This window comes from Rhodoferax sp. SPJ4 (assembly GCF_058216275.1).
Genome location: NZ_JBYZMN010000004.1, coordinates 222,501 through 248,351, shown reverse-complemented (window position 1 = coordinate 248,351; position 25,851 = coordinate 222,501). Strand labels below are relative to the sequence as shown.

General features: G+C 68.0%; 21 protein-coding genes. 9 read left to right on the top strand and 12 right to left on the bottom strand.

All coding sequences use genetic code 11. The features are described from left to right. Window positions 1–37 precede the first annotated feature (37 nt). Window positions 38–1,402, bottom strand: coding sequence for a glutathione-disulfide reductase (gorA, locus tag AC4BAR_RS14300; RefSeq protein WP_490628557.1), 1,365 nt, complete (start codon window positions 1,400–1,402; stop codon window positions 38–40). Window positions 1,403–1,618: 216 nt separating this feature from the next. Here gorA and AC4BAR_RS14295 point away from each other — a divergent pair, with 216 nt between their 5' ends. Both AC4BAR_RS14295 and AC4BAR_RS14290 read left to right on the top strand, forming a co-directional pair. Then, the gene (locus AC4BAR_RS14295) at window positions 1,619–2,014 is read left to right on the top strand and encodes an FKBP-type peptidyl-prolyl cis-trans isomerase (protein ID WP_490628659.1); all 396 of its coding nucleotides are present in this window, start codon (window positions 1,619–1,621) and stop codon (window positions 2,012–2,014) included. 73 nt (window positions 2,015–2,087) lie between these two features. After that, window positions 2,088–2,960, top strand: a complete 873-nt coding sequence (locus tag AC4BAR_RS14290; protein ID WP_490628556.1) for a transglutaminase-like domain-containing protein — start codon at window positions 2,088–2,090, stop codon at window positions 2,958–2,960. A gap of 20 nt (window positions 2,961–2,980) precedes the next feature. Here the strand turns inward: AC4BAR_RS14290 and AC4BAR_RS14285 are convergent, their stop codons facing one another. The 3 genes from AC4BAR_RS14285 to icmF all read right to left on the bottom strand — a co-directional run bounded on the left by AC4BAR_RS14285 (window position 2,981) and on the right by icmF (window position 10,318). Beyond that, window positions 2,981–5,086 (bottom strand): DUF6600 domain-containing protein, encoded by a 2,106-nt coding sequence (locus tag AC4BAR_RS14285; RefSeq protein ID WP_490628555.1) that lies wholly within the window; start codon window positions 5,084–5,086, stop codon window positions 2,981–2,983. A gap of 161 nt (window positions 5,087–5,247) precedes the next feature. Next, window positions 5,248–6,930, bottom strand: coding sequence for an AMP-binding protein (locus tag AC4BAR_RS14280; RefSeq protein ID WP_490628554.1), 1,683 nt, complete (start codon window positions 6,928–6,930; stop codon window positions 5,248–5,250). Between the two features lie 94 nt (window positions 6,931–7,024). After that, window positions 7,025–10,318 (bottom strand): fused isobutyryl-CoA mutase/GTPase IcmF, encoded by a 3,294-nt coding sequence (icmF, locus tag AC4BAR_RS14275; protein WP_490628553.1) that lies wholly within the window; start codon window positions 10,316–10,318, stop codon window positions 7,025–7,027. A 236-nt stretch (window positions 10,319–10,554) separates the two neighbouring features. On the opposite strand from icmF, the gene AC4BAR_RS14270 reads away from it, so the two are divergent. Both AC4BAR_RS14270 and AC4BAR_RS14265 read left to right on the top strand, forming a co-directional pair. Continuing rightward, window positions 10,555–11,925, top strand: a complete 1,371-nt coding sequence (locus tag AC4BAR_RS14270) for a sensor histidine kinase (RefSeq protein ID WP_490628552.1) — start codon at window positions 10,555–10,557, stop codon at window positions 11,923–11,925. 72 nt (window positions 11,926–11,997) lie between these two features. Then, on the top strand, window positions 11,998–13,014 hold the full coding sequence (locus AC4BAR_RS14265) for an AraC family transcriptional regulator (RefSeq protein ID WP_490628551.1): 1,017 nt from the start codon (window positions 11,998–12,000) through the stop codon (window positions 13,012–13,014). 15 nt (window positions 13,015–13,029) lie between these two features. On the opposite strand, the gene AC4BAR_RS14260 is transcribed toward AC4BAR_RS14265, so the two are convergent. Then, window positions 13,030–13,881, bottom strand: coding sequence for a PPK2 family polyphosphate kinase (locus AC4BAR_RS14260; RefSeq protein ID WP_490628550.1), 852 nt, complete (start codon window positions 13,879–13,881; stop codon window positions 13,030–13,032). 93 nt (window positions 13,882–13,974) lie between these two features. Between AC4BAR_RS14260 and AC4BAR_RS14255 the strand changes: the two genes are divergently transcribed. Together AC4BAR_RS14255 and AC4BAR_RS14250 are read left to right on the top strand one after the other, a co-directional pair. Further along, the gene (locus AC4BAR_RS14255) at window positions 13,975–14,415 is read left to right on the top strand and encodes a rhodanese-like domain-containing protein (RefSeq protein WP_490628549.1); all 441 of its coding nucleotides are present in this window, start codon (window positions 13,975–13,977) and stop codon (window positions 14,413–14,415) included. Between the two features lie 85 nt (window positions 14,416–14,500). Then, complete coding sequence (locus tag AC4BAR_RS14250) at window positions 14,501–15,283, top strand: type III pantothenate kinase (RefSeq protein ID WP_490628548.1); 783 nt, start codon at window positions 14,501–14,503, stop codon at window positions 15,281–15,283. 3 nt (window positions 15,284–15,286) lie between these two features. On the opposite strand, the gene AC4BAR_RS14245 is transcribed toward AC4BAR_RS14250, so the two are convergent. Beyond that, window positions 15,287–16,888, bottom strand: a complete 1,602-nt coding sequence (locus AC4BAR_RS14245) for a wax ester/triacylglycerol synthase family O-acyltransferase (RefSeq protein WP_490628547.1) — start codon at window positions 16,886–16,888, stop codon at window positions 15,287–15,289. A 131-nt stretch (window positions 16,889–17,019) separates the two neighbouring features. On the opposite strand from AC4BAR_RS14245, the gene AC4BAR_RS14240 reads away from it, so the two are divergent. Further along, window positions 17,020–17,274 (top strand): acyl-CoA-binding protein, encoded by a 255-nt coding sequence (locus AC4BAR_RS14240; RefSeq protein WP_490628546.1) that lies wholly within the window; start codon window positions 17,020–17,022, stop codon window positions 17,272–17,274. Window positions 17,275–17,475: 201 nt separating this feature from the next. Here the strand turns inward: AC4BAR_RS14240 and AC4BAR_RS14235 are convergent, their stop codons facing one another. The 3 genes from AC4BAR_RS14235 to AC4BAR_RS14225 are packed head-to-tail and all read right to left on the bottom strand — an operon-like array spanning window position 17,476 to window position 20,186. Then, complete coding sequence (locus tag AC4BAR_RS14235; RefSeq protein WP_490628545.1) at window positions 17,476–18,675, bottom strand: CaiB/BaiF CoA transferase family protein; 1,200 nt, start codon at window positions 18,673–18,675, stop codon at window positions 17,476–17,478. Continuing rightward, entirely contained in the window at window positions 18,672–19,043 is a 372-nt protein-coding gene (locus tag AC4BAR_RS14230; RefSeq protein ID WP_490628544.1) for a polyhydroxyalkanoic acid system family protein, read from the bottom strand. Before AC4BAR_RS14230 ends, AC4BAR_RS14235 begins: the two co-directional genes overlap by 4 nt. Before the next feature lie 27 nt (window positions 19,044–19,070). Continuing rightward, window positions 19,071–20,186 (bottom strand): aminopeptidase, encoded by a 1,116-nt coding sequence (locus AC4BAR_RS14225; RefSeq protein WP_490628543.1) that lies wholly within the window; start codon window positions 20,184–20,186, stop codon window positions 19,071–19,073. A gap of 66 nt (window positions 20,187–20,252) precedes the next feature. Between AC4BAR_RS14225 and AC4BAR_RS14220 the strand changes: the two genes are divergently transcribed. Next, entirely contained in the window at window positions 20,253–21,440 is a 1,188-nt protein-coding gene (locus AC4BAR_RS14220) for a M20 aminoacylase family protein (RefSeq protein WP_490628542.1), read from the top strand. Between the two features lie 22 nt (window positions 21,441–21,462). On the opposite strand, the gene AC4BAR_RS14215 is transcribed toward AC4BAR_RS14220, so the two are convergent. The 3 genes from AC4BAR_RS14215 to AC4BAR_RS14205 form a co-directional block, all read right to left on the bottom strand. Then, complete coding sequence (locus tag AC4BAR_RS14215) at window positions 21,463–22,236, bottom strand: hypothetical protein (protein ID WP_490628541.1); 774 nt, start codon at window positions 22,234–22,236, stop codon at window positions 21,463–21,465. Between the two features lie 21 nt (window positions 22,237–22,257). Continuing rightward, on the bottom strand, window positions 22,258–22,920 hold the full coding sequence (locus tag AC4BAR_RS14210; protein WP_490628540.1) for a TetR/AcrR family transcriptional regulator: 663 nt from the start codon (window positions 22,918–22,920) through the stop codon (window positions 22,258–22,260). 137 nt (window positions 22,921–23,057) lie between these two features. Continuing rightward, window positions 23,058–23,654: a phasin family protein gene (locus AC4BAR_RS14205; RefSeq protein ID WP_490628539.1), complete on the bottom strand. Its 597-nt coding sequence runs from the start codon at window positions 23,652–23,654 to the stop codon at window positions 23,058–23,060. 202 nt (window positions 23,655–23,856) lie between these two features. Between AC4BAR_RS14205 and AC4BAR_RS14200 the strand changes: the two genes are divergently transcribed. Then, window positions 23,857–25,842 carry an SDR family oxidoreductase gene (locus AC4BAR_RS14200; protein WP_490628658.1) on the top strand — a complete coding sequence of 662 codons (1,986 nt, stop codon included), beginning with the start codon at window positions 23,857–23,859 and terminating at the stop codon, window positions 25,840–25,842. The last annotated feature ends 9 nt before the right edge of the window (window positions 25,843–25,851 follow it).

The following is a 25,851-nucleotide window of genomic DNA, read 5'->3' as shown; positions in this document are numbered from 1 at the left end:
CCCCATTGGACCACCAAACGCGGCCTGGGCCGGTCCGTCAGCGGCTGGGCTCGCGCAGCGTCACAAACTCCTCGGCCGCCGTGGGGTGGATGCCGATGGTGCTGTCAAACACCGCCTTGGTGGCGCCGGCCTTCATCGCCACTGCAAAACCCTGGACGATTTCACCGGCCTCGGCGCCCACCATGTGCAGGCCCACCACCCGGTCGCTGGCACTGTCCACCACCAGCTTCATCAGTGTTCGCTCGGTGCTGCCCGACAGCGTGTGTTTGAGTGGCTTGAAGTCGGTGCGGAACACCGCGATCTGGCCAAAGCGGGCCCTGGCTTGTTCTTCGGTCAGGCCCACGGTGCCGATGTTGGGGTGGGTGAACACCGCCGTGGGAATCAGCTCGTAGCCCATCTGGCGCGCCGCCTTGCCCGGCGCCGGGCCGAACAGCTGGTCGACCACCACCATGGCCTCGCCCAGCGCCACCGGCGTCAGCTGGACCCGGGCCGTCACGTCGCCCAGCGCGTACACCGACGGCAGGCTGGTCTGGTACCGGTCGTTGACGACGATGGCGCCGCGCCCGTCCACCGCCACGCCAGCCGCTTCCAGCCCCAGGCCCTGGGTGTGGGGCACGCGGCCGGTGGCGTAGAGCACATGGTCGGCCATCACCGTGCTGCCATCGTCCAGCGTCACCCGGATGACGTCGGGCGCCTGTTCGAGTGAGGCCACCTGGCGGCCCAGCCGCTGCCGCACACCGGCTTTGCGCATCTCCTCGGTGACAAAGGCCCGCACCTCCTCGTCAAAACCGGTCAAGGGCAGCACGCCGCGGTGGACCTGCGTGACCTCGGCGCCCAGGCCGTGGAAGATGGAGGCGAACTCGCAGGCGATGTAGCCGCCACCCACCACCACCAGCCGGCGCGGGAAGGGGGCCAGGTCAAACACCGCGTCGGAGGTGACGGCCAGCGCTGCGCCCGGCACCGGCGGCACGGTGGGTGTGCCGCCGGTGGCCAGCAGCACATGGGCGGCGGACAAGGTCTGGCCATTCACCGCCACCCGGTGGCCATCCAGCAATTCGCCATGGCCGGTGACCAGTTGCACACCGGCGCCCAACAGCAGCTGGCGGTAAACCCCGTTGAGCCGGGTGATTTCGCGCGCCCGGTTGGCCTTGAGGGCTTCCCAGTTCAGCGTGGGGGGCGGGCCTTCCCAGCCAAAGCCATGCGACTCTTCAAAAGCCTCGGCAAAGTGGGCGGCGTAGCTGTAAAGCTTTTTTGGGATGCAGCCCACGTTGACACAGGTGCCGCCCAGCGCGCCGGCCTCCACCAGCGCCACCCGGGCGCCATGCTGGGCCGCCATGCGGGCCGCCCGCACCCCGCCGCTGCCGCCACCCACCACCACCAGGTCCAGATCAAACGCTGTCATCGCTGTGCACTTTCAAAAATTCACCAGGCCACAGCATGCCCGCATCGGCCCGGCCGCGCCAGCCAGGGGCGATGCGTGGGCCGGCCCACAGACGGCGGCGCCTGGCGCTGCCACAATGGCCGCTTCGTCCCCCTTCTTTGTTGGAGTTCGTCCGTGACCTTCTCGCTTCGTCTGGCCGCTGTGGCCCTGTGCACCGCCTCCCTCACCCTGTCGGCCCTGGCCCAAGCCCAGCCTGACGCCGCCCTGGCCGCGGCGGCCAAGGAGGCGGGCGCGGTGGTCACGCCCACCGGCCTGGTGTTTCGTTCGATCAAAGACGGCAGCGGCGCCAGCCCCCGGGCCATTGACCGGGTGCGGGTGCATTACCGCGGCACTTTCACCGACGGCAAAGAGTTCGACAGCTCTTATTCGCGCAACGCACCCATCGATTTCCCACTCAGCGGCGTGATCCCCTGCTGGACCGAGGGCGTGCAGATGATGAAGGTCGGCGGCAAGGCCAAGCTGACCTGCCCCTCGGCCATTGCCTACGGCCCGCGCGGCGCCGGCGGCGGGGTGATCCCGCCCAATGCCACGCTGCAGTTCGAGGTCGAGCTGCTGGCGGTCAACCCGCGCTGAGATGCGGGTGGCGCGCCGCGCCACCCCGGTTTCCCTGACCTTGGCCGCTGGCGCCACAACGCAGAAAGCATTCATGGTCAGACTTGAGTTTTCCATCCAGCTGGCCTACCAGGTGGCAACGCCAGGCGCTGACTTCATTTTCAGCCTGCAGGCCGCCCACACCCGCCAGCAGCAGGTGGTGAGTGAGGCCCTGGACATCTGGCCGCAGCTGCCGGTGACCAGCCACACCGACCCCATCACCGCCACCCGCATGATGCGTTTGCAGGCCCCGCCGGGGCCGCTGACGGTGCGCCACACCGCGGTGGTCGATCTGCACCACCAGCGGGTGCCGCACGACGCGCTGGCCGAGGTGCCGGTGGCCAGGCTGCCGCCCGAGGTGCTGCCCTTTTTGCTGCCCAGCCGCTACTGCCCGTCCGACCGCTTGCACCGCTTTGCGGTGGCCGAGTTCGGCGGCTTGTGGCAGGGCTACGGCCGGGTGCAGGCGATTTGCGACTGGGTGCACCGCCATGTGCGTTTCCAGTCCAACACCACCACCGGCAACACCTCGGCGCTGGACACGCTGGTCGACCGGGTGGGGGTGTGCCGCGACTTTGCCCACCTGATGGTGGCGCTGTGTCGGGCGGTCAACATCCCGGCCCGCTTCACCACCGGCATCGACTACGGCGCCGATCCGGCCCTGGGCCCGACCGATTTCCATGCCTATGTGGAGGTCTACCTGGGCCATGGCTGGTGGATGTTCGACCCCTCGGGCACCGCCATTCCCATGGGTTTTGTGCGCATCGCCACCGGCCGTGACGCCGCCGACGCCGCCTTTGCGATGCTGTTCGGCAGCGTGACGGCCACGCCCCCGCTGGTCACGGTGGCGGCCATCCCCAACGCCCAGGGCGAGCGGGTCGAGCCCCACCACCTGGGCGAGGCCTTGTCGACCGACGCCGACGGGCTGTAAACCCCCGTTCCGTCAGCCGCTCAGCGCGGCTGGCCTTGCCAGCGGCCCCGCCGGCCGTCGTCGTCGTTGTTATTGCCACCGCCCCGGCCGTCCTTGGCCTCGTTGGGCTGGCGCATCGGTGAGCCGGGCCGCAGCGGCCGGCCGGCGTCGGCCGGCGGTGCCGCCCGTTGCTGGGCCTGGGCGCGCGCCTGGGCTTCGGCAGCGGCCTGCGCCTGGGCTTGTTGGGCCTGTGCATTGGCGCGGGCCTGGGCTTCCATCTGGGCCCGCTGTTGCGCTTCTGCCTGGCTTCTGGCCTGGGCCTCGGCCTGGCTCCGGGCTTGCGCTTCGGCCTGGGCGCGCTGTGCCTGTTGCGCCCGCTGCTCTTGTTGGGCGCGCTGGTCCTGTTGCGCCCGCATCTCCTGCTCGCGCTGCTGTTGCTGTTGCATGCGTTGCTGGCGCTCGGCCTCGCGGTTGTCGCGCAGGTCGACCACCGGCGGCACCCTCACTGTGGGGTTGACCACCACCCGGCCCGACGGCAGCTCGGTGGACAACACCGTGGGCGCCTGGCGGGAAGGGGGGGCTTGCCCGGCCGGGACCGGGAACTGCTGGGCGGGCAGAGACTGCACGCCCGGCGATGGGCCGGGGGCGGGGCCCCGCCCGAAGTCGGGCTGGGTGCCGACGGCGTTGCCACGTTGAAAGCGGCCGTCGTCCTGGCCGCGCTGGCGCCAGCCCTCGTTACGACCGTCGTTGGCATGGGCCGCCCGCTCGGCGGCGGCGCGCCGGGCCAGCGCGTCCTGCTGGCTCAGGCTGGCCGGTGGCAGGGCCTGGGCGGGGGCCGCGCGCAGCCCCAGGAAGGGGGTGCGCGGGTCGGGTGCCACATTCGGGGCGGCCTGCACCGGGGCGCGCCGGAACTCGTCGTTGCGCACCCGGTAGGGCTCGTGCTGCACCGGCCGGCCCTGGCTGAAGTTGTCGGCGCTGACCGCAGTGACCGCCCGTGGCATTTGCTGGTGGCGGTAGCCGCGGCGCTCGTCGAACTGGCTGCTGTAGGCGCCCGGGTTGGCACGGCTGATGTAGCGCGGGCTGGTGCGGTAGGCGGGCCGCCAGGCCTCGCCCGGGGCCAGCGGGAACCAGGCCACACCGGGCTGCCGGGCGGTGGCGCCGAAGCTGCCGCCGACAAACACGACCAGCGCCGGCGCGTACACCGGGCGCGGCGTCAGCGGCCCGGGCACCCAGGCCCAGCGGGCACCCACATAGGCCCAGCGGCCATAGTGGAAGGGCGCAAAGCCCCAGGGTGCATCGTCCACCCAGGTCCAGCCCCAGGGCACGATGAATTCCCAATGACCGGCGCGGTAGGGCGCCCAGTCGACCGCCACCGCGCGCGGGTACCAGACCGGGCCCAGCGTGGCGTCGCTGGACCAGTCGCCGTACTGGTCGAGCTGCTGGTAGCCCACCACCTCGCGCGACACATAGCGGGCGCTGGTGGACTGGTCTTCGGCGCGGTCGCGGTCGGCGGCCCAGGTGTCGAAGCCGTCGCGCTGCGCCACTTCCTGCGAGGCCAGCAGGGCCAGCGCGGTACCGCCAAAGGTCAGCTGCTGCCGCTGGCCCAGTGGCACGGACTGGCCGCCCTCACCATAGGCCACGCCGCTGCCCGAGGCCACGGCGATGCGGGTGGCGTTGCGCAGCGGGTCCACATCAATCCGGTACTCGCCGGGCTGGCCCACGCTGAATCCCAGGTTGGGGGTGTCGATCTGCACGCTCTGGCCGTCGAACAGCTGGCGCACCCGCAGGCTCAGCGTGCCCTGGGTCAGCTGCACATGGGTGACCTCGTCGTCCAGCACCAGCAGCTTCACGTCGGTGGCGCTGCCGACCCGGGCCGCGTGGGCGCCCAGGTGCACCTCGGCCCGGGTGCGCTCCGCGGTCCAGAGCCGGTCGCCGGTGGTCAGTGGCCGGTTCGGCAGCACACCCACCCAGGCGGTGCTGCCCTGTGGCGCCACACTCATGCTGCCCTCGACCAGGTCGACCCGACCGACCCGGCCCGGTGGGTCGAGGTTGGGGTCGGTCTGGGCCCAGGCGGGGGCCAGGCTGAGGGCGGCCGACAGCGCCAGGGTCCAGCGCAGCGGGGACGGGAGGGAAAACAAGGTGGTCATGCAAAAACAACGTTTGGCCTGGCCATTGGCGTACGGCGGGCGGGTAAATCTGGGTGCACGGCCGGTCGGCCTTGCAAGCAAATGTAAGCCGGCCGGGCAGGCGACCACAAGCCAGGCCTTTGCCGGGCCTGGCTTTCCTGTTCAGTGCGGGGCTGACCGGCTCAGGCCAGTTCGTCTTCGAAGAACTCCTGCGCGCCCTTGGTGCCGGCGGCGCGCTGGGCGGCCTCGGCCTTGCGCAGGTCGACCCGGCGGATCTTGCCCGAGATGGTTTTGGGCAGCTCGGCGAACTCGATGCGGCGGATGCGTTTGTAGGGCGCCAGTTTGTCGCGGCAAAAGGCCAGGATGTCGCGTGCCACCTCGGCGCTGGGGGCATGGCCGGCGGCCAGCACCACAAAGGCCTTGGGAACGGCCAGGCGCAACGGGTCGGGGCTGGGCACGACCGCGGCCTCGGCCACCGCCGGGTGCTCGATCAGCACCGACTCCAGCTCAAAGGGGCTGATGCGGTAGTCGGAGGCCTTGAACACGTCGTCGGCCCGGCCGACGTAGGTGATGTAGCCGTCGGCGCCGCGTTGGGCCACGTCGCCGGTGCGGTAAAAGCCGCCACGCATGACCTCGGCGGTTTTGTCGGGGTCGCCGGCATAGCCCAGCATCAGGCCCAGCGGCTTGGCCGACAGGTCCAGGCAGACCTCGCCCTCGTCGGCCGGCTGGTCTTCGGTGTTGAGCAAGGCCACCTTGTAGCCCGGCATGGGCCGGCCCATGCTGCCGGCCACCACGAGTTGGCCGGGCGGGTTGCCGATCTGGCAGGTGGTTTCGGTCTGGCCAAAGCCGTCGCGGATGGTGATGCCCCAGGCGGCTTTCACCTGGTCAATCACCTCGGGGTTCAGCGGCTCGCCGGCGCCAATCAGTTCGCGCAGCTGCACCTTCCAGGGCTTGAGGTCGGCCTGGATCAGCAGCCGCCAGACGGTGGGCGGCGCACACATCACCGTCACGCCGTATTTTTCCAGCGTCGCCAGCAAGGCCTCGGCCTTGAAGCGGGCGTAGTTGAAGATGAAGATGCAGGCGCCCGCGTTCCAGGGCGCGAAGAAGCAGCTCCAGGCGTGTTTGGCCCAGCCGGGCGACGAGATGTTGAGGTGGATGTCACCGGGCTGCAGGCCGATCCAGTACATGGTGGACAGGTGGCCAGCGGGGTAGCTCTGGTGGCTGTGCAGCACCAGCTTGGGTTTGGAGGTGGTGCCCGAGGTGAAATACAGCAGCAGCGGGTCGGTGGCCTTGGTGGGGCCGTCCGGCGTGAAGCGGGCCGGCGCGGCGTAGGCCGCGGTGAAGGCCTGCCAGCCCTCGGCCGGCGCGCCCACCACGATGCGGGTGTAGGCGCCTTCAATGGCGGCGAACTTGGGCACATGCTCGGCGCCCACCACCACATGCTTGACGCCGCCGCGCTCGAAACGATCGACCAGGTCGTCGTGCACCAGCAGCGTGGTGGCGGGGATGACCACCGCGCCCAGCTTGAAGGCGGCCAGCATGGTCTCCCACAGCTCGCGCTGGTTACCCAGCATCAGCAGCACGCGGTCGCCACGGGCCACACCCAGGCCACGCAGCCAGTTGGCGACCTGGTTGGAGCGGGCGGACATCTGCGCGTAGCTGAGCTTTTCCTCGCGGCCGTCTTCCTCGACGATCCACAGCGCCGGCGCGTCATTGCCCTGGGCCATGGCGTCGAAATGGTCCAGCGCCCAGTTGAAGTGGTCGAGCTGCGGCCATTCGAAGCCGGCGTAGGCCGCGTCGTAATCGGTGCGGTGGTCGAGCAGGAACTGGCGGGCGCGGGCGAAGGCGGTGATGGCGTCGGTCATGGGCTTGTCTCGTGATTCTGGTTTTGGAAGGGGCTGCGCCCCTTGCATTGCTGGAAGGGGCGCAGCGGGGGGCATGCGTCGGTCGACGCCGTGCTCACATGTTGCGGCGGTACTGGCCTCCGACCTCGAACAAGGCGTTGGTGATCTGGCCCAGCGAGCACACGCGCACCGCGTCCATCAGCACCTCGAACACATTGCCGTTGTCGATCACGGCCTGCTGCAGGCGCTGCAGCATGGCCGGCGCCTCGTTGGCGTGTTGCGCATGGAACTCGTGCAGGCGCTTGAGCTGGCTTTGCTTTTCCTCGTCGGTCGAGCGGGCCAGTTCCAGCTTGTCCTGCACCTGGTCGCCATGCGGGTTGCGGAAGGTGTTGACGCCGATGATGGGCAGCTCGCCGGTGTGCTTGAGCATCTCGTAGTGCATGGACTCGTCCTGGATGCGGCCACGCTGGTAGCCGGTTTCCATCGCGCCCAGCACGCCGCCACGTTCGGCGATGCGCTCGAACTCGGTCAGCACGGCCTCTTCCACCAGCTGGGTCAACTCCTCGATGATGAAGGCGCCCTGGCTGGGGTTCTCGTTCTTGGCCAGACCCCATTCGCGGTTGATGATGAGCTGGATGGCCATGGCCCGGCGCACCGAGTCTTCGGTCGGCGTGGTGATGGCCTCGTCAAACGCATTGGTGTGCAGCGAGTTGCAGTTGTCGTAGATCGCGATCAGCGCCTGCAGCGTGGTGCGGATGTCGTTGAACTGGATCTCCTGCGCGTGCAGGCTGCGGCCCGAGGTCTGGATGTGGTATTTCAGCTTCTGGCTGCGCTCGTTGGCGCCGTATTTTTCCTTCATCGCCACCGCCCAGATGCGGCGCGCCACCCGGCCCATCACCGTGTATTCCGGGTCCATGCCGTTGCTGAAGAAGAAGCTCAGGTTGGGCGCGAAATCGTCGATGTGCATGCCACGCGCGAGGTAGGCTTCCACAAACGTGAAGCCGTTCGACAGCGTGAACGCGAGCTGCGAAATCGGGTTGGCGCCGGCCTCGGCGATGTGGTAACCGGAGATCGACACCGAGTAGAAATTGCGCACGTTGTGGTGCACAAAGTACTGGGCGATGTCACCCATCACCTTGAGGCTGAACTCGGTGGAGAAGATGCAGGTGTTCTGGCCCTGATCTTCCTTCAGGATGTCGGCCTGCACCGTGCCGCGCACATTGGCCTTGGCCCATTCGCGGATCTTGGCGGCTTCGGTGTCGGTGGGCTCGCGGCCGTTGTCGGCGCGGAACTTCTCCAGCTGCTGGTCCATCGCGGTGTTCATGAACATCGCCAGGATGCTGGGCGCCGGGCCGTTGATGGTCATGGACACCGAGGTGGTCGGGTTGCACAGGTCGAAGCCGGAATACAACACCTTCATGTCGTCCAGCGTGGCAATGCTGACGCCGGAGTTGCCCACCTTGCCGTAGATGTCGGGCCGCGGGTCGGGGTCGTTGCCGTACAGCGTGACCGAGTCGAAGGCGGTCGACAACCGGTGCGCCGGCATGCCTTCGGACACCAGCTTGAAGCGGCGGTTGGTGCGGAAGGCGTCGCCTTCACCGGCGAACATCCGGGTCGGGTCTTCGCCCTCGCGCTTGAAGGCAAAGGTGCCGGCGGTGTACGGATAGCTGCCGGGCACGTTGTCCAGCATCAGCCACTTGAGAATTTCGCCATGGTCCTCGTAGGTGGGCAGGCTCACCTTGCGGATGGTGGTACCGGAGAGCGACTTGGTGGTGATGGCGGTGCGGATTTCCTTGTCGCGGATCTTCACCACGTACTCATCGCCGGCATAGGCCTTTTGCATGTCGGGCCACTGGGCCAGCAGCTTGGCGGCGGCCTTGTCCTGCAGCTCTTCGCGCTGGCTGGCCAGGTCGAGCGCGGCCTCGGAGGCGCGCGGCTTGCCGGGCTTGCCCTCGGCCAGCATGGCGGACGCGGCACGCAGTTGCTGGATTTCGCGGGCCAGGCGGGCCTGGGCCAGTGCGCGCTTTTTGTAGCCGCGCACCGTGTCGCTGATCTCGGCCAGGTAGCGGGTGCGGGCCGCCGGCACCACCGGGGTCTGGTTGGTGCTGTGGCGCACGCTCACCTGGGGCAGGCGGCCGTCGACCACCGGCAGGCCCAGCGCGGCCAGCCGCACCTTCAGTGCCTGGTAGAGCGCGGTCACGCCGTCGTCGTTGAAGCGGGCGGCCATGGTGCCAAACACCGGCATCTGGTCGGCCGGCGTGGTCCAGGCCTCTTTGTTGCGCTGCACCTGCTTGGACACATCTCGCAAGGCGTCGAGTGAGCCCTTGCGGTCGAATTTGTTGATGGCGATGAACTCGGCGAAGTCCAGCATGTCGATTTTCTCGAGCTGGCTGGCGGCGCCGAACTCGGGCGTCATCACGTACATGGGCACGTCCACATGCGGCACGATGGCGGCGTCGCCCTGGCCGATGCCCGAGGTCTCCACCACCACCAGATCGAAGCCGGCCACCTTGCAGGCGGCGATCACATCCGGCAGGGCAGCCGAAATTTCGGAGCCGAAGTCGCGTGTGGCCAGCGAGCGCATGAAGACGCGCTGGCCCTGCTGCCAGGGGTTGATGGCGTTCATGCGGATGCGGTCGCCCAGCAAAGCGCCACCGCTCTTGCGGCGGCTGGGGTCGATGGAGATCACCGCCACCCGCAGGCTGTCATTCTGGTCAAGCCGGATGCGGCGGATCAGCTCGTCGGTCAGGCTGGACTTGCCGGCGCCACCGGTGCCGGTGATGCCCAGCACCGGCACCTTGGTGCCGGCCGCAGCCTGGCGGATGGCGGCGGTGAGCTGTTCGTCGGCCTTCTCGTTTTCCAGTGCGGTGATCAGCTGGGCCAGGGCCCGCCAGTTCATCTCGCCATGGCCCTGGATGGCGTCCAGGGTTTTCGGGGCAAAGCCGGTGAGGTCTTTGTCGCACCGCATCACCATCTCGCCGATCATGCCTTGCAGGCCCATGCGCTGGCCGTCTTCCGGGCTGAAGATGCGGGACACGCCATAGGCATGCAGCTCGCGGATCTCCGGCGGCACGATCACGCCGCCGCCGCCGCCAAAGACCTGGATGTGTTCGCCGCCGCGGCTCTTCAGCAAATCCACCATGTACTTGAAGTACTCCACATGGCCGCCCTGGTAGGAGCTGATGGCAATGCCTTGGGCGTCTTCCTGCAAGGCGGTGGTCACCACCTCGTCGACGCTGCGGTTGTGGCCCAGGTGGATGACTTCGGCGCCCATGCCTTGCAGGATGCGGCGCATGATGTTGATGGCGGCGTCGTGGCCATCGAACAGGCTGGCCGCGGTGACGAAGCGCACCTTGTGCGTCGGGCGGTAGTTGGCCAGGGCCTTGAAATCGGCGGACAGATCGGTCATGAGGGGGTCTCCATGGGTGCGCAGGGGGGTCGGTTTTTTGCGGCGGTGCAGCATAACCACACCGGGCGCGGCATACCGGTCGACGTACTTTACGCGTCTTCCTCGCTCTGCGCGATGGCCAAAGCAAGCAACCGGGGTGGCGTTTTTTGCCACCCCGGCGGCGGCGCCCCGGGTGACAGCTTGACGAAGGACACCCATCGGATACTCTGGCCACTGTTTGGAGGCCTGATCTGCCCGTGACCGCTCCCGCCCAACCCCTGTTCCTGCGCCCCGATGCCGAAGGCGTCCAGCACGAAGTTCTGATGCTGGTGACGCAGCAGACGCGGCGCGTGCCGCTGCCGGTGTTCCTTTGCATGATGGCGCTGGCGGCCATGGCCGCGCAAAAGATGCCACCCTGGATTCCCGCGGTCTGGCTGGTCGCCGAGGCCTTGCTGATGGCCTTCCGTTTTCGGCTGCTCAAGCGCCTGCCCGGCCGGACCGACCTCAGCGCGCGCCAGAAGATGCGGGTGCTGGTGGGGGTCAATCTGGCCAGTGCCAGCCTGTGTGCCTGCAGCGTGCTGGCCTTCCCGCTGCTGTCGGAGGTGGAGCGGGCGTTTTTCACCGTGGTGTTGCTTGGCCTGTGCAGCGGGGCGGTGGGCACCATGGCCGGTGACCGATGGGCCTTTCTGGCCTACAGCGGCCCGCTGCTGGTGGGCTTGGCGGTGATGTGGCCGCTGAGCCACCAACTGGGCTGGGCGCTGGGGGTGGAAAGCCCCGAGTCGAGCCGGGTGGCCGGTGTCATCTCGCTGCTGGTGGTGGCCTACGGCATGGTGCTGCTGGCGCTGGCCCAGGACGTCAACCGCTCGGTGGTCCATGCCTGGAGCCTGCGGCTGCGCGAGCGCCAGCTGAACCAGCAGCTCAGTGCGGCGCTGGCCGCGGCCGAGGAGTCCGGCCGCACCAAGGCCCGCTTTCTGTCGGCCGCCAGCCACGATTTGCGCCAGCCGCTGGCGGTGGTCAATGCGATGGCCGCCACGCTGAGCCTGCGGCCCACCGATGAGAACGGGCGCCGCATTTTCGGCGTGCTGAACAGCGCAGCGGTGGAGCTGTCGTCGCAGCTGGAGAGCCTGATCGACGCCTGCCGGCTCGACACCGCCACGGTGCAGGCCCAGCTGGCGCCGGTGAATGTGTCGGGCCTGCTGCAGCAGCACGCCAGGGAAATCGCCGTCCAGGCCGAAGCCAAGGGCCTGGCGTTGCGGCTCGACTGCCCGCCCGATGTCACGGCCCACACCGACGCCCGGCTGTTGACCCGAATGCTGCGCAACCTGACCCACAACGCGCTGAAGTACACCGACAGCGGCTCGGTGACGCTGCGCCTCAGCGAGGACGGGCAGGGGGTGTTGCTGTCGGTGGCCGACACCGGTCGCGGCATTCCGCAAGACCAGCAGGCCCGGGTGTTCGAGGAGTTCCACCAGATCCGAACCGACCATGGGGCCGAGTGGTCTGGCCTGGGCCTGGGGCTGTCCATCGTCCAGCGCATGGCCGAGGTGTTGAAGATCGAGGTCTCGGTGCAATCGGCGCCGCGCCAGGGCTCGACCTTCGGTCTGCGCATACCCCACCCGGCCGGCTGAACCCCCCCGGGCGGGCTGTACGATCCAGACTGGCCTGCGGCGGTTGAGCGCGGGCGGCGTTTTCGGGGTGCGATGCAAAAAGACACGGTGGCGATGTACTTTGTCAACGCGGCGGTGGCCAGGCTGCCGGCGTCGGCGCGGGAGCGCGCGCTGCTGGCCGCCGGCATCCCGCAGGAGCTGCTGGCGCTGGCCAACGCCCGGGTGCCGGCGCAGTCGTTCTCGGCGCTGTGGCTGGCGGTGGCCCGCGAGGGCGACGACGAGTTTTTTGGTCTGGACAGCCGGCGCATGAAGGTGGGCAGCTTCGCGCTGCTGTGCCAGGCCCTGCTGGGCGGCGAACGGCTGGACGGTGCGCTCAGGCGCTGCCTGCGCGGCTTTGCGCTGTTCCTGGACGACATCGACGCCGAACTGCGGGTGGCCGACGGGCTGGCCACCGTGGTGGTGCGCAACCGCATCGCCCAGGCACCGGCCCGGCTGTTCGCCGACGAAACCTTTCTGATCATGGTGCACGGCCTGATGTGCTGGCTGGTGGGTCAGCGCATTCCGCTGGCCGAGGTGGCCTTTGCCCACCCACGGCCGGCCCATGCCGGCGAGCATGCGGTGATGTTTGCCCAGGCCCTGCGTTTCGATGCCGACCACACGGCGATGACCTTTGACGCCAAGCTGTTGGAGGCGACGGTGGTGCAGAACACGCAGACGGTGAAGGCCTTTTTGCGCCAGGCGCCGCAGTCGGTGTTTCTCAAATACAAGAACCAGGACAGCTGGACCGCGCGGCTGCGGCGCCAGCTCCGGGGCGCGGTGGGCACCGAATGGCCGGTGCTGGACGACATGGCGCGCCGCTTCCATGTGGCGCCCACCACCTTGCGCCGCCGTCTCGAATCCGAAGGCACCAGCTACCAGGGCATCAAAGACCAGCTGCGACGCGACGCCGCCATCCACCACCTGTGCAACAGCCAGCTGGCCATCGCCGAGATTGCAGGCCTGCTGGGTTTTCAGGAGCCCAGCGCCTTTCACCGCGCGTTCAAGAAATGGACCGGAGCCCAGCCGGGCGAGTACCGGGCCCGGCGGGGCCAGACCGGCCGGGTGAAGTGAGCCCGGCCTGACCGCTCAGGTCACCTTCAGGCCCTTCAGGGCCGGGTCGCCCGGCGGGTAGCGCAGGCCCAGGCCCTGCAGCGTGTCGCGCACCACGGTGGCCACCATCAGGTTGCGGTGGGTTTTGGAGTTGGCCGGCACGATGGTCCAGGGCGCCCAGGCGGTGCTGGTGGCGCCCAGCAGCTCGGCGTAGGCCTGCTGGTAGGCGGCCCACTGCTTGCGCACCGCCAGGTCACCCAGCGCAAACTTCCAGTGTTTGCTGGGGTCGTCGATGCGCTCCTGCAGCCGCTGGCGCTGCTCGTCGGCGCTGATGTGCAGCATGAACTTCAGCACCACCGTGCCGCTGTCGGTGAGCAGGCGCTCGAAGTCGTTGATGTGGCCCTGGCGCTGTACCGCTTGCGCCGGCGTGATCCAGCCGTTGACGCCGGGCACCAGCAGGTCTTCGTAGTGGCTGCGGTTGAACACCATGACCTCGCCCGCCCCCGGCATCTGGCGGTGGATGCGCCACAGAAAGTCGTGGGCCTTCTCTTCCTCGGTGGGGGCTTTCCAGCCCACGGTGTGCACGCCCAGCGGGCTGGTGCGGCTGAACACGTCGCGCACCGTGCCGTCCTTGCCGCTGGCGTCCATGCCCTGCAGCACCACCAGCATCTTGAAGCGCTTGTCGGCAAAAAACACCTCCTGCAGCTGGTTCAACTCCTCGGCCAGCGCCGTCACCTTGGCCTTGTCGGCGGCTTTGTCGCCGCTGCCATAGGGCTTGGCCGAGGGGTCGAAGCGCTCCAGCGGGCAGGGCTTGCCCGGGCCGACGGGCGGGCGCCAGGCCGCCAACAGGGCCGAGGTGGGGCTGGCGGGGAGGGGGGCATGGGTCATGGTGTTCTCCAGCGCCGCAACAAGCGACAAGGCGCAGGGCCATCATCCCACCCCCGCCGGCTTACCATGGCGGTTTTGACCCTGCCCCCTGCCATGACCACCCCTCCGCCCCCCGCCGCCGCCGAAGACACCGTTCACCCCGCCACCGGTTATGCCGGCGACGTCTCGCCCACGCTGGCCTGGGCCTGGGTGCAGGCCGGCCAGGCGGTGCTGCTGGATGTGCGCACCGACGCCGAACGCGAGTGGGTGGGTTTTGTGCCGGGCGCGCTGGCCGCGGCCTGGAAACAGTGGCCGGGCATGGCGCTCAGCAGCGACTTTGATGCCCAAGTGCGGGCAGCGGCCGGCAACGGCCTGCCGCTGCTGCTGTTGTGCCGCAGCGGCGTGCGTTCGATCGCCGCGGCCCGTCGCGCCACCGAGCTGGGGCTGACGGCCTACAACATCCTCGAAGGCTTTGAGGGTGACCCCGACGCCGAGGGCCACCGTGGCCAGCGCGGCGGCTGGCGGCTGCGCGGCCTGCCCTGGCGGCAAAACTGAGTCGCTCCGGCCTGCTGGAAAGCCATGAGCCCGCCAGCCGGCCAGGCTGCGCATAATGCGACCACCCTTTTCCGCCCACCCACCCATGACTTTCCTGGCCCTAGACGTTGGCAACACCCGTTTGAAATGGGCCCACTACGAGGCGCCGCACGCCGGCGCGCGGCTGCTCGCCCAGGGTGCGGAGTTCCTGGAAAACATCGACAAGCTGGCCGACGGCCCCTGGCGCACCCTGCCAGCGCCCGAGCGCATGCTGGGCTGTGTGGTGGCTGGCGACGCCATCAAGCGACGGGTGCAGGAGCAGATGGAGCTGTGGGACGTGGTGCCCCAGTGGGTGGTGTCCAGCAGCGCCGAGGCCGGCTTGAGCAACGGCTACGACCACCCCGCCCGACTGGGCTCGGACCGCTGGGTGGCAATGATTGGCGCCTGGCACCGGATGCGTTCGCAGGGCCCAGCCCGGCCGCTGGTGGTGGTGATGGTGGGCACGGCGGTGACGGTGGAGGCCATCGACGCGCAGGGCAAGTTCCTGGGCGGGCTGATCCTGCCCGGCCACGGCATCATGCTGCGCGCCCTGGAGTCCGGCACCGCCGGACTGCATGTGCCCACCGGCGAGGTACGCGACTTTCCCACCAACACCAGCGACGCGCTGACCAGTGGCGGCACTTATGCCATTGCCGGTGCGGTGGCCCGCATGGCCCAGCACCTGAAGACGCAGTGCGGCATGGAGCCGGCCTGCATCATGACCGGCGGCGCGGGCTGGAAGATGGCGCCGCACATGTCGGTGCCGGTGGACCTGGTGGACAACCTGCTGTTTGACGGGCTGCTGGAAATCGCCGCCCGCCGTTTCGCCGCCTCGCCCTCGCTGGCCTGAGCCTCAGCTGCCCCAGGGCAGCATCAGCGTCACGCAGGCCATGCGGGCGAATTCGGGCTCGAACTCGTCGATGATGGCCTGGGGGTCGGGGCACAGCGTGCTGTCGGTGATCACACCAAACTGCACACCGCCGCCATAGCTGAGGATGGACACGCCCAGGCCCACATCGCCGGACTGCGGAACCCAGAACATGGTTTGTTCCAGCGTAGACCCACACAGCTTGAGCTTTTCGCGCGGGCCGGGCACGTTGGTCATGACCGCGGTGGTTTTCTTGCCGAACAAATTCAGCATCGCGTCCTGCGCCGGTTTGATCAGCAGGCCGGCCACCGCCAGCAGGCCGAAGGCCATCAGCGGCTGCATGCTGCCCTTGAGCTGGGTCATGCGGCGGCGCACCTCGTAGACCCGCTCGATGGGGTTGTCGATGCCGATGGGCAGCACCAGCGGCACCAGGCCAAAGCGGTTGCCCAGCTTCCAGGCCTGGTCGAGTGGGCGCAAATTCACCGGCACCATGGCGCGGATTTCCTTGCCCGCCACCTCGTCGCCATGGCCACGCAAATAGCCGCCGATGGCCCCGGCCACACAGCTCAGCAACACGTCGTTGATGGAGCAGTTCAGCGCCTTGCTGACCGCCCGCACCTCTTCCAGCGGGATGGGCTGGCACCAGGCCACCTTTTTCGCGGTGCCGGGCTTGCCTTTCAGTCGGGTGGGCGAGTCGTCTGGCATCAGCGCCAGCGCCGCGCCGTCGCTGATCACCTGGTAGGCCAGCTTGGCCAACTCGATCGAGCCGCCGATGCCTTTTTGCGGGTCGCGCAGCATCTCCAGCGAGCGGGCCAGGTTGGTGCCGGTGGCATCCAGGGCCTTGACCGTCATGCCGGTGAACGGCTTGATCAGCGTGTCGGCAATCCAGTCTTCGGCACCGGCCGCGCTGTCTTTTTTACGCCGCGCGGGCGGGGCGCTGCCACCGTCGACCATGGTCATCATCACCGAGATCAGCGCAATGCCGTCGGCGATGCAGTGGTGGATGCGGGCAATCAGCGCCGAACCGCCCTCGTAGTCCTCGACCAGATGAAACTGCCACAGCGGGCGGCGCGAATCCAGCGGCTTCATGGCCAGCGCGGCCACCCGGTCCTGCAGCGCGGCCTGCTGTTGGCCCTTGGCCGACTTGGGCAGCTTTTCCACCACCACATGGTGGGCGATGTCGAAACGTTTGTCTTCCACCCAGGTGGCGCCAGCGGCGTCTTCCACCACCCGCTGGCGGAAGCGTGGGTACTGGGTCAGCCGCTCCTCGACGCGGGCCGAGATGTCGGCATGGCTGACGCCGGGCTTGAGCACCCAGACGCCGACGATCATCATCAAATTGGAGGCGGTGTCCATGCGCAGCCAGGCGGTGTCGACCTTGCTCATGCGCTCGCCGGTCAGGCCCAGCGTGCCGCCGACCGCCTTGCTGACGTTGGACTGCACGCTGCGTGCGGCCTTCTGGGCGCCGGCCGTGGCCCGTTGGGCCATGGCATTGCGGGTGACCCGCTGGGTCACCGGGGCCACGGCGGTGCGGACCTTGTTGCTCACTTCTTTGGCTGTCTTTGCAGCCACGACACGGGTCACCATGCTTGTCTCCAGCTTGTCTTGGTTTGGGGCGCTGACCCTATTCTGCAGGGGGGCGAGCCCGTAAGATACCGCGCAGTTACCCGAACGCGTAGACGTTCACCACTACTTTTTCAACCCAGGAGACCCGTCCCATGGCCGATCTGAAAGCCGCGTTTGAAGCCGCCGTTGCCAACTCCAAGAACCTGACCGAGCGTCCCGACAACGCCACCCTGCTGAAGCTGTACGCGCTGTACAAACAGGGCAGCACTGGCGACAACACCGAGAAAAAACCCGGCTTTGCCGACATGGTGGGCCGCGCCAAGTGGGACGCCTGGAACAACCTCAAGGGCACCAGCAGCAACGACGCGATGCAGCAGTACATCGATCTGATTGGCTCGCTGAGCTGAAGGACATCGCCCCCACGCTTCCTCACTGCGTGTGGTCGCTTGACATGCCACGGCCTGAGGCAGTGGCCCTTCGGGCTGCCCCTGCCTGCGCAGGCAGGCAGGGAGCCGCAGCCCTCAGCCCCAAGGGGGCCATGTTTTTCCTTGGCGCGGCCCGGCGGAAAAACCGCCCCCACGCTCGCTGGGCTGCGTGAGCCGTCAGCTTCAGCCCACCACGCCGCGCGCCTTCAGCGCGGCGATCTGTTCATCCGACAAACCCACTTCGCGCAGCACCGCGTCGCTGTCCTGGCCCAGGGCCGGGGCGTTGCGGCGGTGGCTGCCGGGCGTGCGTGACAGCTTGGGAATGACCCCGGGCACCGTCAACATGCTGCCGTCGTCCAGTTGCACCTGGGCCAGCATGCCGCGCGCCGCGTAATGCGGGTCGGCCGCGATGTCGGCCACGGTGTAGGCCTTGCCAGAAGGCACTTCGGCAGCGGCCAGCACCTCCAGCACGGTGTGCACCGGGTGCTGCGCGGCCCAGTCACCAATGACCGCATCGATCTCCGTCACCCGTGCCACGCGGCCGGCGTTGCTGGCCAGACCCGGGTCATTGCCCAGGTCGTCCCGGCCAATCGCCGCCATCAGCCGCTTGAAGATGCTGTCGCCGTTGCCCGCAATCAACGCCCAACTGCCGCAGGCGCAGCGGTAGGCATTGCTGGGGGCAATGCCGGGCAGCGCGCTGCCGGCCGGCTGGCGCACCGCGCCAAAGGCGCTGTACTCTGGCAGCAGGCTTTCCATGCAGTTGAACACCGCCTCGTACAAGGCCACGTCCACCACCTGGCCCTGGCCGCTGCGTTGCCGCTCCTGCAGCGCCATCAGCACGCCGATCACGCCGTGCAGGCTGGCCAATGTGTCGCCGATGCTGACGCCGGTGCGCACCGGCGCGCGGCCGGGCTCGCCGGTCAGGTGGCGCAGCCCGCCCATGCCTTCGGCCACCAGCGCAAAGCCGGGCCGGTCGCGGTAGGGGCCGGTCTGGCCATAGCCGCTGATGCGCAGCATCACCAGCCGCGGGTTCAGCGCCAGCAGGGCGTCGGGGCCCAGGCCCCAGCCCTCCATCGCGCCGGGGCGGAAGTTCTCGATCAGCACGTCGGCCTCGGCCGCCAGCTGGCGCACGATGGCCTGGGCCTCGGGCTGGCGCAGGTCCAGCGCCAGCGAGCGTTTGTTGCGTGACTGCACCTGCCACCAGACCGAGGTGCCGTCTTTCACCAGCCGCCACTGGCGCAGCGGGTCGCCGCTGCGCGGGGGCTCGATCTTGACCACCTCGGCGCCGAAGTCGGCCAGGGTCTTGGCGGCAAAGGGCCCGGCGATCAGCTGGCCCAGCTCCAGCACCTTCAGCCCGGCCAGCGGGCCGGCTGGCGCGCTCATGCCTTCTTTTTGGTGGTGGTTTTGGCCGCGGTTTTGGTGGCCGCTTTCACGGCCGGCTTGCCGGCCTTGGCGGCGCTTTTTTCGGCCAGCAAGGTGTCGAGGTTGTTGACGATCTCGCTCTCGATGCGGTCTTTGAAGGCGCCGAGCAGAAACCCCAGCTTGACCACCATGTCGAAACGGTCCGGGGTGACCACCAGCGTGCCGTTGACGCCGCTGCGGGTGAACGTCACCTCGTCGTTGCTGTCACCTTCTTCGTAGGTGCATGCCATGTCGAATTTTTCTTCGGCCTGCTCGGCCCACTGGAAGGCCAGCTTGCGGGCCTCGGCCAGGCCCAGGGCGTGGTCGCGTTGGATGCGGATGTCGGGCATGGGGTCTCCTCGTTGTGTGGCGGCGGGTCAGCGGGGCGCGGTGGGTGCGGCCAGCAAGGCCTGCCGCAAACCGTCGCGCCTGGCCTCGCGGTCCAGCGCTGCCAGTTGTTTGACCGCATCATAAAACCGCCGCCAGTCCTGGCCCTGCTGCGCGAACAAGGCCTCGAAGGCCGGCACCAGGTCGTCGTAGGCGGCCTGGGCGCCGAAGGCGGCGTTGTTGGCCTGGGCCACCCAGGCGTCGTAGCCGGAAAAACCGTCCCAGCCGGCCTTGAGTTCGGCGTAGCGGGTGCGGAACTCTGCCATGGCCGCGGCCTTTTCCAGGTCCAGCGCGGCCCGCTCGGTGGCCGACAAGTCGTCGCGCGGCGGGTCGGGGTAAAGCGTGGTCAAGGCCTCGCGGGTGGCGCGTGTCAGGGCCCGGAAGGCCTGGCGCCGGGCGTCGAAGCGGGCGTAGTCGGCGCGCGCCGCCGGGCTGGCGTGGCTGGCCAGCCAGCGCGCCCCGCCCAGCCGTTCGACCGCGGTGGCAAAGGACTCGTTGAAGGCGGTGTCGCCACTGGCGTACACCACCTGGTGGGCCAGCTCGTGGAAGATCAGCCGGGCCAGCTCGCCCTCGGTGTGGGCGATGAAGGTGTTGAGCAAGGGGTCGCCGCCGGCCCAGTTGAGCCAGCCCAGCGTGGAGTAGGCCGGCACGCCGTAGACACTGACCTCCAGACCTTGGGCCTGCAGCGCGTCGGCCGCGGTCTGTGCGTCGGCGCGGTCGAAATAGCCGCGGTAACCCACACAGCCGGTGACGGGGAAACACCAGGTGCTCAGGACCAATGAATAAGCTGGGGCGGCCACCACGTTCCACACCGCGGCCGGGCGTTTCAGGTCGGCGTAGCGACGGTAGCTGGGGTTGTCGGGCAGCTGCAATTCGGCCGAGGCAAAGGCCCGGATGCGTTGCGCCAGCCGCAGCCGGGCTTTCAGGGCCTCGCTGGTGGCCGGGTCGGCCAACCAGTCGTCGATGGGCCGGGCCGCCTGCATCAGCTTCACATGGCCGCTGACCGACTGCCAGTAATAGCCCAGCGGGCTGCTGCTGGCACAACCGCCCAGCAGCAGGGCCAGAGACCACAGACAACAGCGAAACAGGGTGGAAAAACGGGGCATGGTGGGTGGGCTTGTGGCCGGATTATGGCGGCGAGCAGTAACATCACCGGCAGAGGAACACCGTCCATGAACGTCATTGACTCCATCGCCAGCGAAGCCGCCGCGATGGCCGCGCTGCGGCGCGACATCCACGCCCACCCTGAGCTGTGTTTTGAGGAGCGCCGCACCGCCGACCTGGTGGCCGAGAAGCTGACCAGCTGGGGCATTGAGGTGCACCGTGGCCTGGGCCAGACTGGCGTGGTGGGGGTGCTGCGTTGCGGCACTTCGCCCCGAGCGATTGGCCTGCGTGCCGACATGGACGCGCTGCCCATCCAGGAGTTCAACCGCTTCCCACACGCCAGCACCCACCCGGGCAAGATGCACGCCTGTGGCCACGACGGCCATGTGGCGATTTTGCTGGCCACCGCCCAGCACCTGGCCCGCCAGCGCGACTTTGACGGCACCGTGGTCTTCATCTTTCAGCCGGCCGAGGAGGGCGGCGGCGGGGCGCGTGAGATGCTGCGCGACGGCCTGTTTGAGCGCTTCCCGGTGGACGCGGTGTTCGGCTTGCACAACTGGCCCGGCCTGGCGGTGGGCCAGTTCGCACTGAGCCCGGGGCCGGTGATGGCGTCGAGCAACGAGTTCAAGATCACCATCCGCGGCAAGGGCAGCCACGCGGCCTTGCCGCACAACGGCATCGACCCGGTGCCGATCGCCTGCCAGCTGGTGCTGGCGTTCCAGACCATCATCAGCCGCAACACCAAACCGGTGGAGGCCGGTGTGGTGTCGGTCACCATGGTCCACGCCGGCGAGGCCACCAACGTGGTGCCCGACCATTGCGAGCTGCAGGGCACGGTGCGCACCTTCTCGGTGGAACTGCTGGACATGATCGAGCAGCGCATGCGCGACCTGGCCCACCACACCTGTGCGGCCTTTGGCGCGCAATGCGATTTCGAGTTTCAGCGCAACTACCCGCCCACCGTCAACCATGCCGGGCCGACCGAGCGGGTGCGCCAGGTCATGGCGGCGATGGTGGGGGCCGAGCAGGTGCTGGCGCAGGAGCCCACCATGGGTGCGGAAGACTTTGCCTACATGCTGCAGGCAAAGCCGGGCTGTTATCTGTTCATTGGCAATGGCGACGGCCTGCACCGCGAGATGGGCCATGGCGGCGGGCCCTGCATGCTGCACAACCCCAGCTACGACTTCAACGACGACCTGATTCCGCTCGGCGCCACGCTGTGGGTGCGGCTGGTGCAGGACTGGCTGAAGGCCTGAGCCTGCTGCGCGAAAGGCCGGCTCAGTCGGCCAGTTCGGCCTTGGCCAGCTCCACGTCCAGCCGCTCGGTGGCGTCCTTGGGTGTGGCCGCGGCGGCCCGCTGGTATAGCGCGGTGGCCTGGTCCATTTCGCGTTCACCCTCCAGCATCACCAGGCCGTTGGCGTACTCCACCAGCGCGATCGGAGCGTCGGGGTTCAGCGCCAGCGCCTGCTGGAACAGCGTCAAGCCCAGTTCCTTCTTGGCCCCGTAGGTGATGCCGCCGATCAGCACGCCCACCTTGTCGATGACCTCGGCATGGAAGGTGCCCAGCGCGACATGGGCATCGGCATGGCGCGGTTCCAGCGCGATGGTTTTTTCCAGCGACTCCTTGACGCGTTTGCCCAGCCCCTGGGCCAAGGCCTTGGCCACGCTGATGCCCTGGCTGTAGCGGCCCAGCGCATAGGCCTGCCAGTACCAGGCGTTGGCCAGCATGGGCTGTTCCATGGCCAGGGTTTCGGCGCGCTGCGCCACCGCCATGAACAGGTCCAGCTTGTGTTTCTCGCGTGGCTCCAGGTAGTTGGCGTAGATGCAGGTGGCCTTGTTGGCCACCGTTAAACCGGCCAGACCCAGCTTCAGCCCCAGCGTGGCGGCCTTCTGGAACTCGCCGTTGTGGAACAGCACCCAGGCCTGCAGCACCTCGGCGTCGCTGGGGCAGGGTTCGGCGTCGCCCCGGTGCAGGCGCTCCCAGTGTTGTTTGACACTGGCCGCGTCGAAGCGGAATTCGCCCAGTTGGGGCAGGGGGGTCCAGGGGGCCACAGGAGGGTCCTTGAAAGGGCGTCAGCCGCCGGCCTGCTGGTAGGCGCCCACCAGGGTCAGCAAATGGGTGCGCTGGCCGGGCTCCAGGTAGGGCATCAGCAGGTTCAGCGCATGGTGGGCGCCACGCATCAGCGCGGCCTGGGCGCTTTCGGCCTCCAGCGCGCGGCGCGGGTCGCGCACGTACTCGTAGCTCAGCCAGTAGGTCAGCACCACCACCATGCAGGTGGCGGTGGGCTCCAGCTCGCGCGAGTCGATCTTCAGCGCGCCAGCCCGGCTCATGCTGTCCAGCATGGTCTTGATGGCGCGGGTCTTGTTTTTCAGCACCCATTGGAAATGGGTTTCCAGCCGGCGGTTCTTGCTCAGCAGGTCGTTCAGGTCGCGGTAAAGGAAACGGTACTGCCAGATCAGCTCGAACAGCGAGTGCATGAAAAACCAGGCGTCCTCCACGTTGCGCACACCGTCGCTGGCGTTGAGCAGCTCGTTCAGCCCGCGCTCGTAGCGGTCGAACAGCGAGTTGATCAGCTCGTCCTTGGCCGGGTAATGGTAGTAAAGGTTGCCCGGGCTGATGCTCAGCTCGGCCGAGATCAGCGTGGTGGACACGTTGGGTTCGCCGAACCGGTTGAACAGGTCCAGCGTGACTTCCAGAATGCGTTCTGCCGTGCGGCGTGGCGCTTTTTTCGCCATGGGTGTGGTCTGCCTCGTTTCCAAAGACTGTACCCGACTCCGCGGCCCGTCCCCATCGGGCGCAACCCGGAGCGGGCATGAAAAAGGGCGCCGAAGCGCCCTGTGGGGTGGGTGGCGGCCCCCGGGGCCACGCAGCCTCAGGCCGCGGTGGCTTCTTCGGCCTTCTTCTTGGCGGCGCGCTTGGGTGCGGCCTTGGGGGTGGCCGGGGCGCTCACTTCTTCCTTGGCTTCGGCTGCCGCGGGCTTGCTGGCGCGCTTGGGCGCCGCCTTCTTGGCTGCGGGTTTGGCCGCCGGCTTGGCCGGGGCGGCCGCGGACTTGGCGGGGGCCTTGGCTTTCAGGCCCTTGGCCAGTTCGTCGACGCGGGCGCTCAGCGCCGCCACGTCCTTGGCCGAGGGCACGCCCAGCTTGGCCAGGGCCTTGGCCACGCGGTCTTCAAAGATGTTTTCCAATTTGTCCCACTGGCCGGAGGCCTTGTTGGTGATGTCGGAGGCCATGGTGGTCATCTTGCTGGTGGCCTCGGTGATTTTTTCTTCGGCGGTGGCCTGGGTCTTGCGCTGGATGCTCACGCCTTCCTTGACCAGGGCTTCGAACACCTTGCCGCCTTCTTCCTGGGCCTTGGCAAAGGCGCCCAGGCCGGCCAGCCAGATTTGCTGGGCCGAATCCTTGACGGCGCTGGACAAATGGGCACCGGTCTTTTTGTTGTCGGTGCTGGTTTTCTGCAGTTTTTTGACCATGGTGGGACTCTCCAAAGGGTTGAATGGTGTGGGGCTGCTGTGGCGCAACCTGCTGTATGGGCGACTGTAAGCGCAGTGCGCCGGGCCATTTAGGGACGATGACCTAAATCCCTAGGGCCGGCCACCTAGGGATTGCCCGGGTTTGTGCTGAACCTGGCGTGCATTTCTTTGAGCAAGAATGGACGACCTAACGGAGATCAACATGCAGTATTTTGTGACCGGCGCGACCGGCTTCATCGGCAAGCGACTGGTAAAGAAGTTGCTCGAGCGCAAAGGCTCGGTGGTGCACTTTCTGATCCGCCAGGAAAGCGCCGGCAAGGTGGCGGCCCTGCGCGAGTACTGGGGCGTCAGCGCGGCCCGCGTGGTGCCGGTGTTTGGCGACCTGACCGCCAAGAAGCTGGGCGTGTCGGCCGACGACATCAAAAAGCTCAAAGGCCAGATCGACCATTTCTACCACCTGGCTGCGGTCTATGACCTGGGCGCCGACGAGGAAAGTCAGGTCGCGGTGAACATCGACGGCACCCGCCACACGGTGGAGTTGGCCAAGGCCATCGACGCCGGCCATTTCCACCATGTGTCGTCGATCGCCGCCGCCGGTCTGTATGAGGGGGTGTTCCGCGAGGACATGTTCGACGAGGCCGAGAACTACGACCACCCCTATTTCATGACCAAGCACGAGAGCGAAAAAATCGTGCGCCAGGAATGCAAGGGCAAGTGGACGGTGTTCCGTCCGGCCATGGTGGTGGGTGACAGCGAAACCGGCGAGATGGACAAGATCGACGGCCCCTACTATTTCTTCAAGGTCATCCAGCGCATGCGCCAGCTGCTGCCGCCGTGGATGCCGGCGGTGGGCCTGGAGGGCGGCCGCATCAACATCGTGCCGGTCGACTTCGTGGTCAATGCGCTGGACGCCATCAGCCACAAGGACGGCATTGCCAAGAAGTGCTACCACCTGGTCGACCCGGTGGGCTACCGCGTGGGCGATGTGCTGGACATCTTCAGCAAGGCCGCACACGCGCCCAAGATGAATTTGTTCATCAATGCCGCGCTGCTGGGTTTCATTCCCAAGAGCGTGAAGAAGGGCTTGATGGCGCTGGCGCCGGTGCGCCGCATCCGCAACGCGGTGATGACCGACCTCGGCCTGCCGGAAGACCTGCTGAACTTCATCAACTACCCGACCCGCTTTGACTGCCGCGACACGCAGGCCATGCTCAAGGGCACCGGCGTGGCCTGTCCCAACCTGAAGGACTATGCCTGGCGGCTGTGGGACTACTGGGAACGTCACCTCGACCCCGACCTGCACATTGACCGCTCGCTCAAGGGCACGGTGGGCGGCAAGGTGGTGCTGGTCACCGGTGGCTCGTCGGGCATCGGCCTGGCGGCGGCGCACAAGTTCGCCGAGGCCGGCGCCATCACCGTCATCTGCGGCCGTGACCAGGACAAGCTGGACGAGGCCTGTGCCGAAGCCAAGGCCAAGGGCTACCAGTTCGTTGCCTACGCGGCCGACATCGCCGACATGGCCGACTGCGACCGCTTCACCCAGCTGCTGGTGGAGAACCACGGCGGGGTGGACTTTTTGATCAACAACGCCGGCCGCTCCATCCGCCGCGCCATCGAGTCCAGCTACGACCGCTTCCACGACTTCGAGCGCACCATGCAGCTGAACTACTTCGGTTGCCTGCGGGTCACCATGGGCCTGCTGCCTGGCATGGTGGGCAAGCGCAAAGGCCATGTGGTCAACATCAGCTCCATCGGCGTGCTGACCAACGCGCCGCGTTTCTCGGCCTATGTGGCCAGCAAGTCGGCCCTGGACGCCTGGACCCGTTGCGCTTCCAGCGAATACGCCGACCAGGGGGTGACCTTCACCACCATCAACATGCCGCTGGTGCGCACGCCCATGATCGCGCCCACCAAGATGTACGACAACGTGCCTACGCTGAGCCCCGAAGAAGCGGCCGACCTGATCGCCCAGGCCTGCATCTTCAAGCCGGTGCGCATCGCCACCCGTTTGGGCATTGCCGGCCAGGTGATGCACGCGCTGGTGCCGCGGGTGGCCCAGATCGCAATGAACACCAGCTTCCGCATGTTCCCCGATTCGGCTGCCGCCAAGGGCGAGAAGGGCGCCAAGGCCCAGTTGTCGGCCGAGGCCGTGGCCATGCAGCAGATGCTGCGCGGCATCCATTTCTGACGCGTCCCC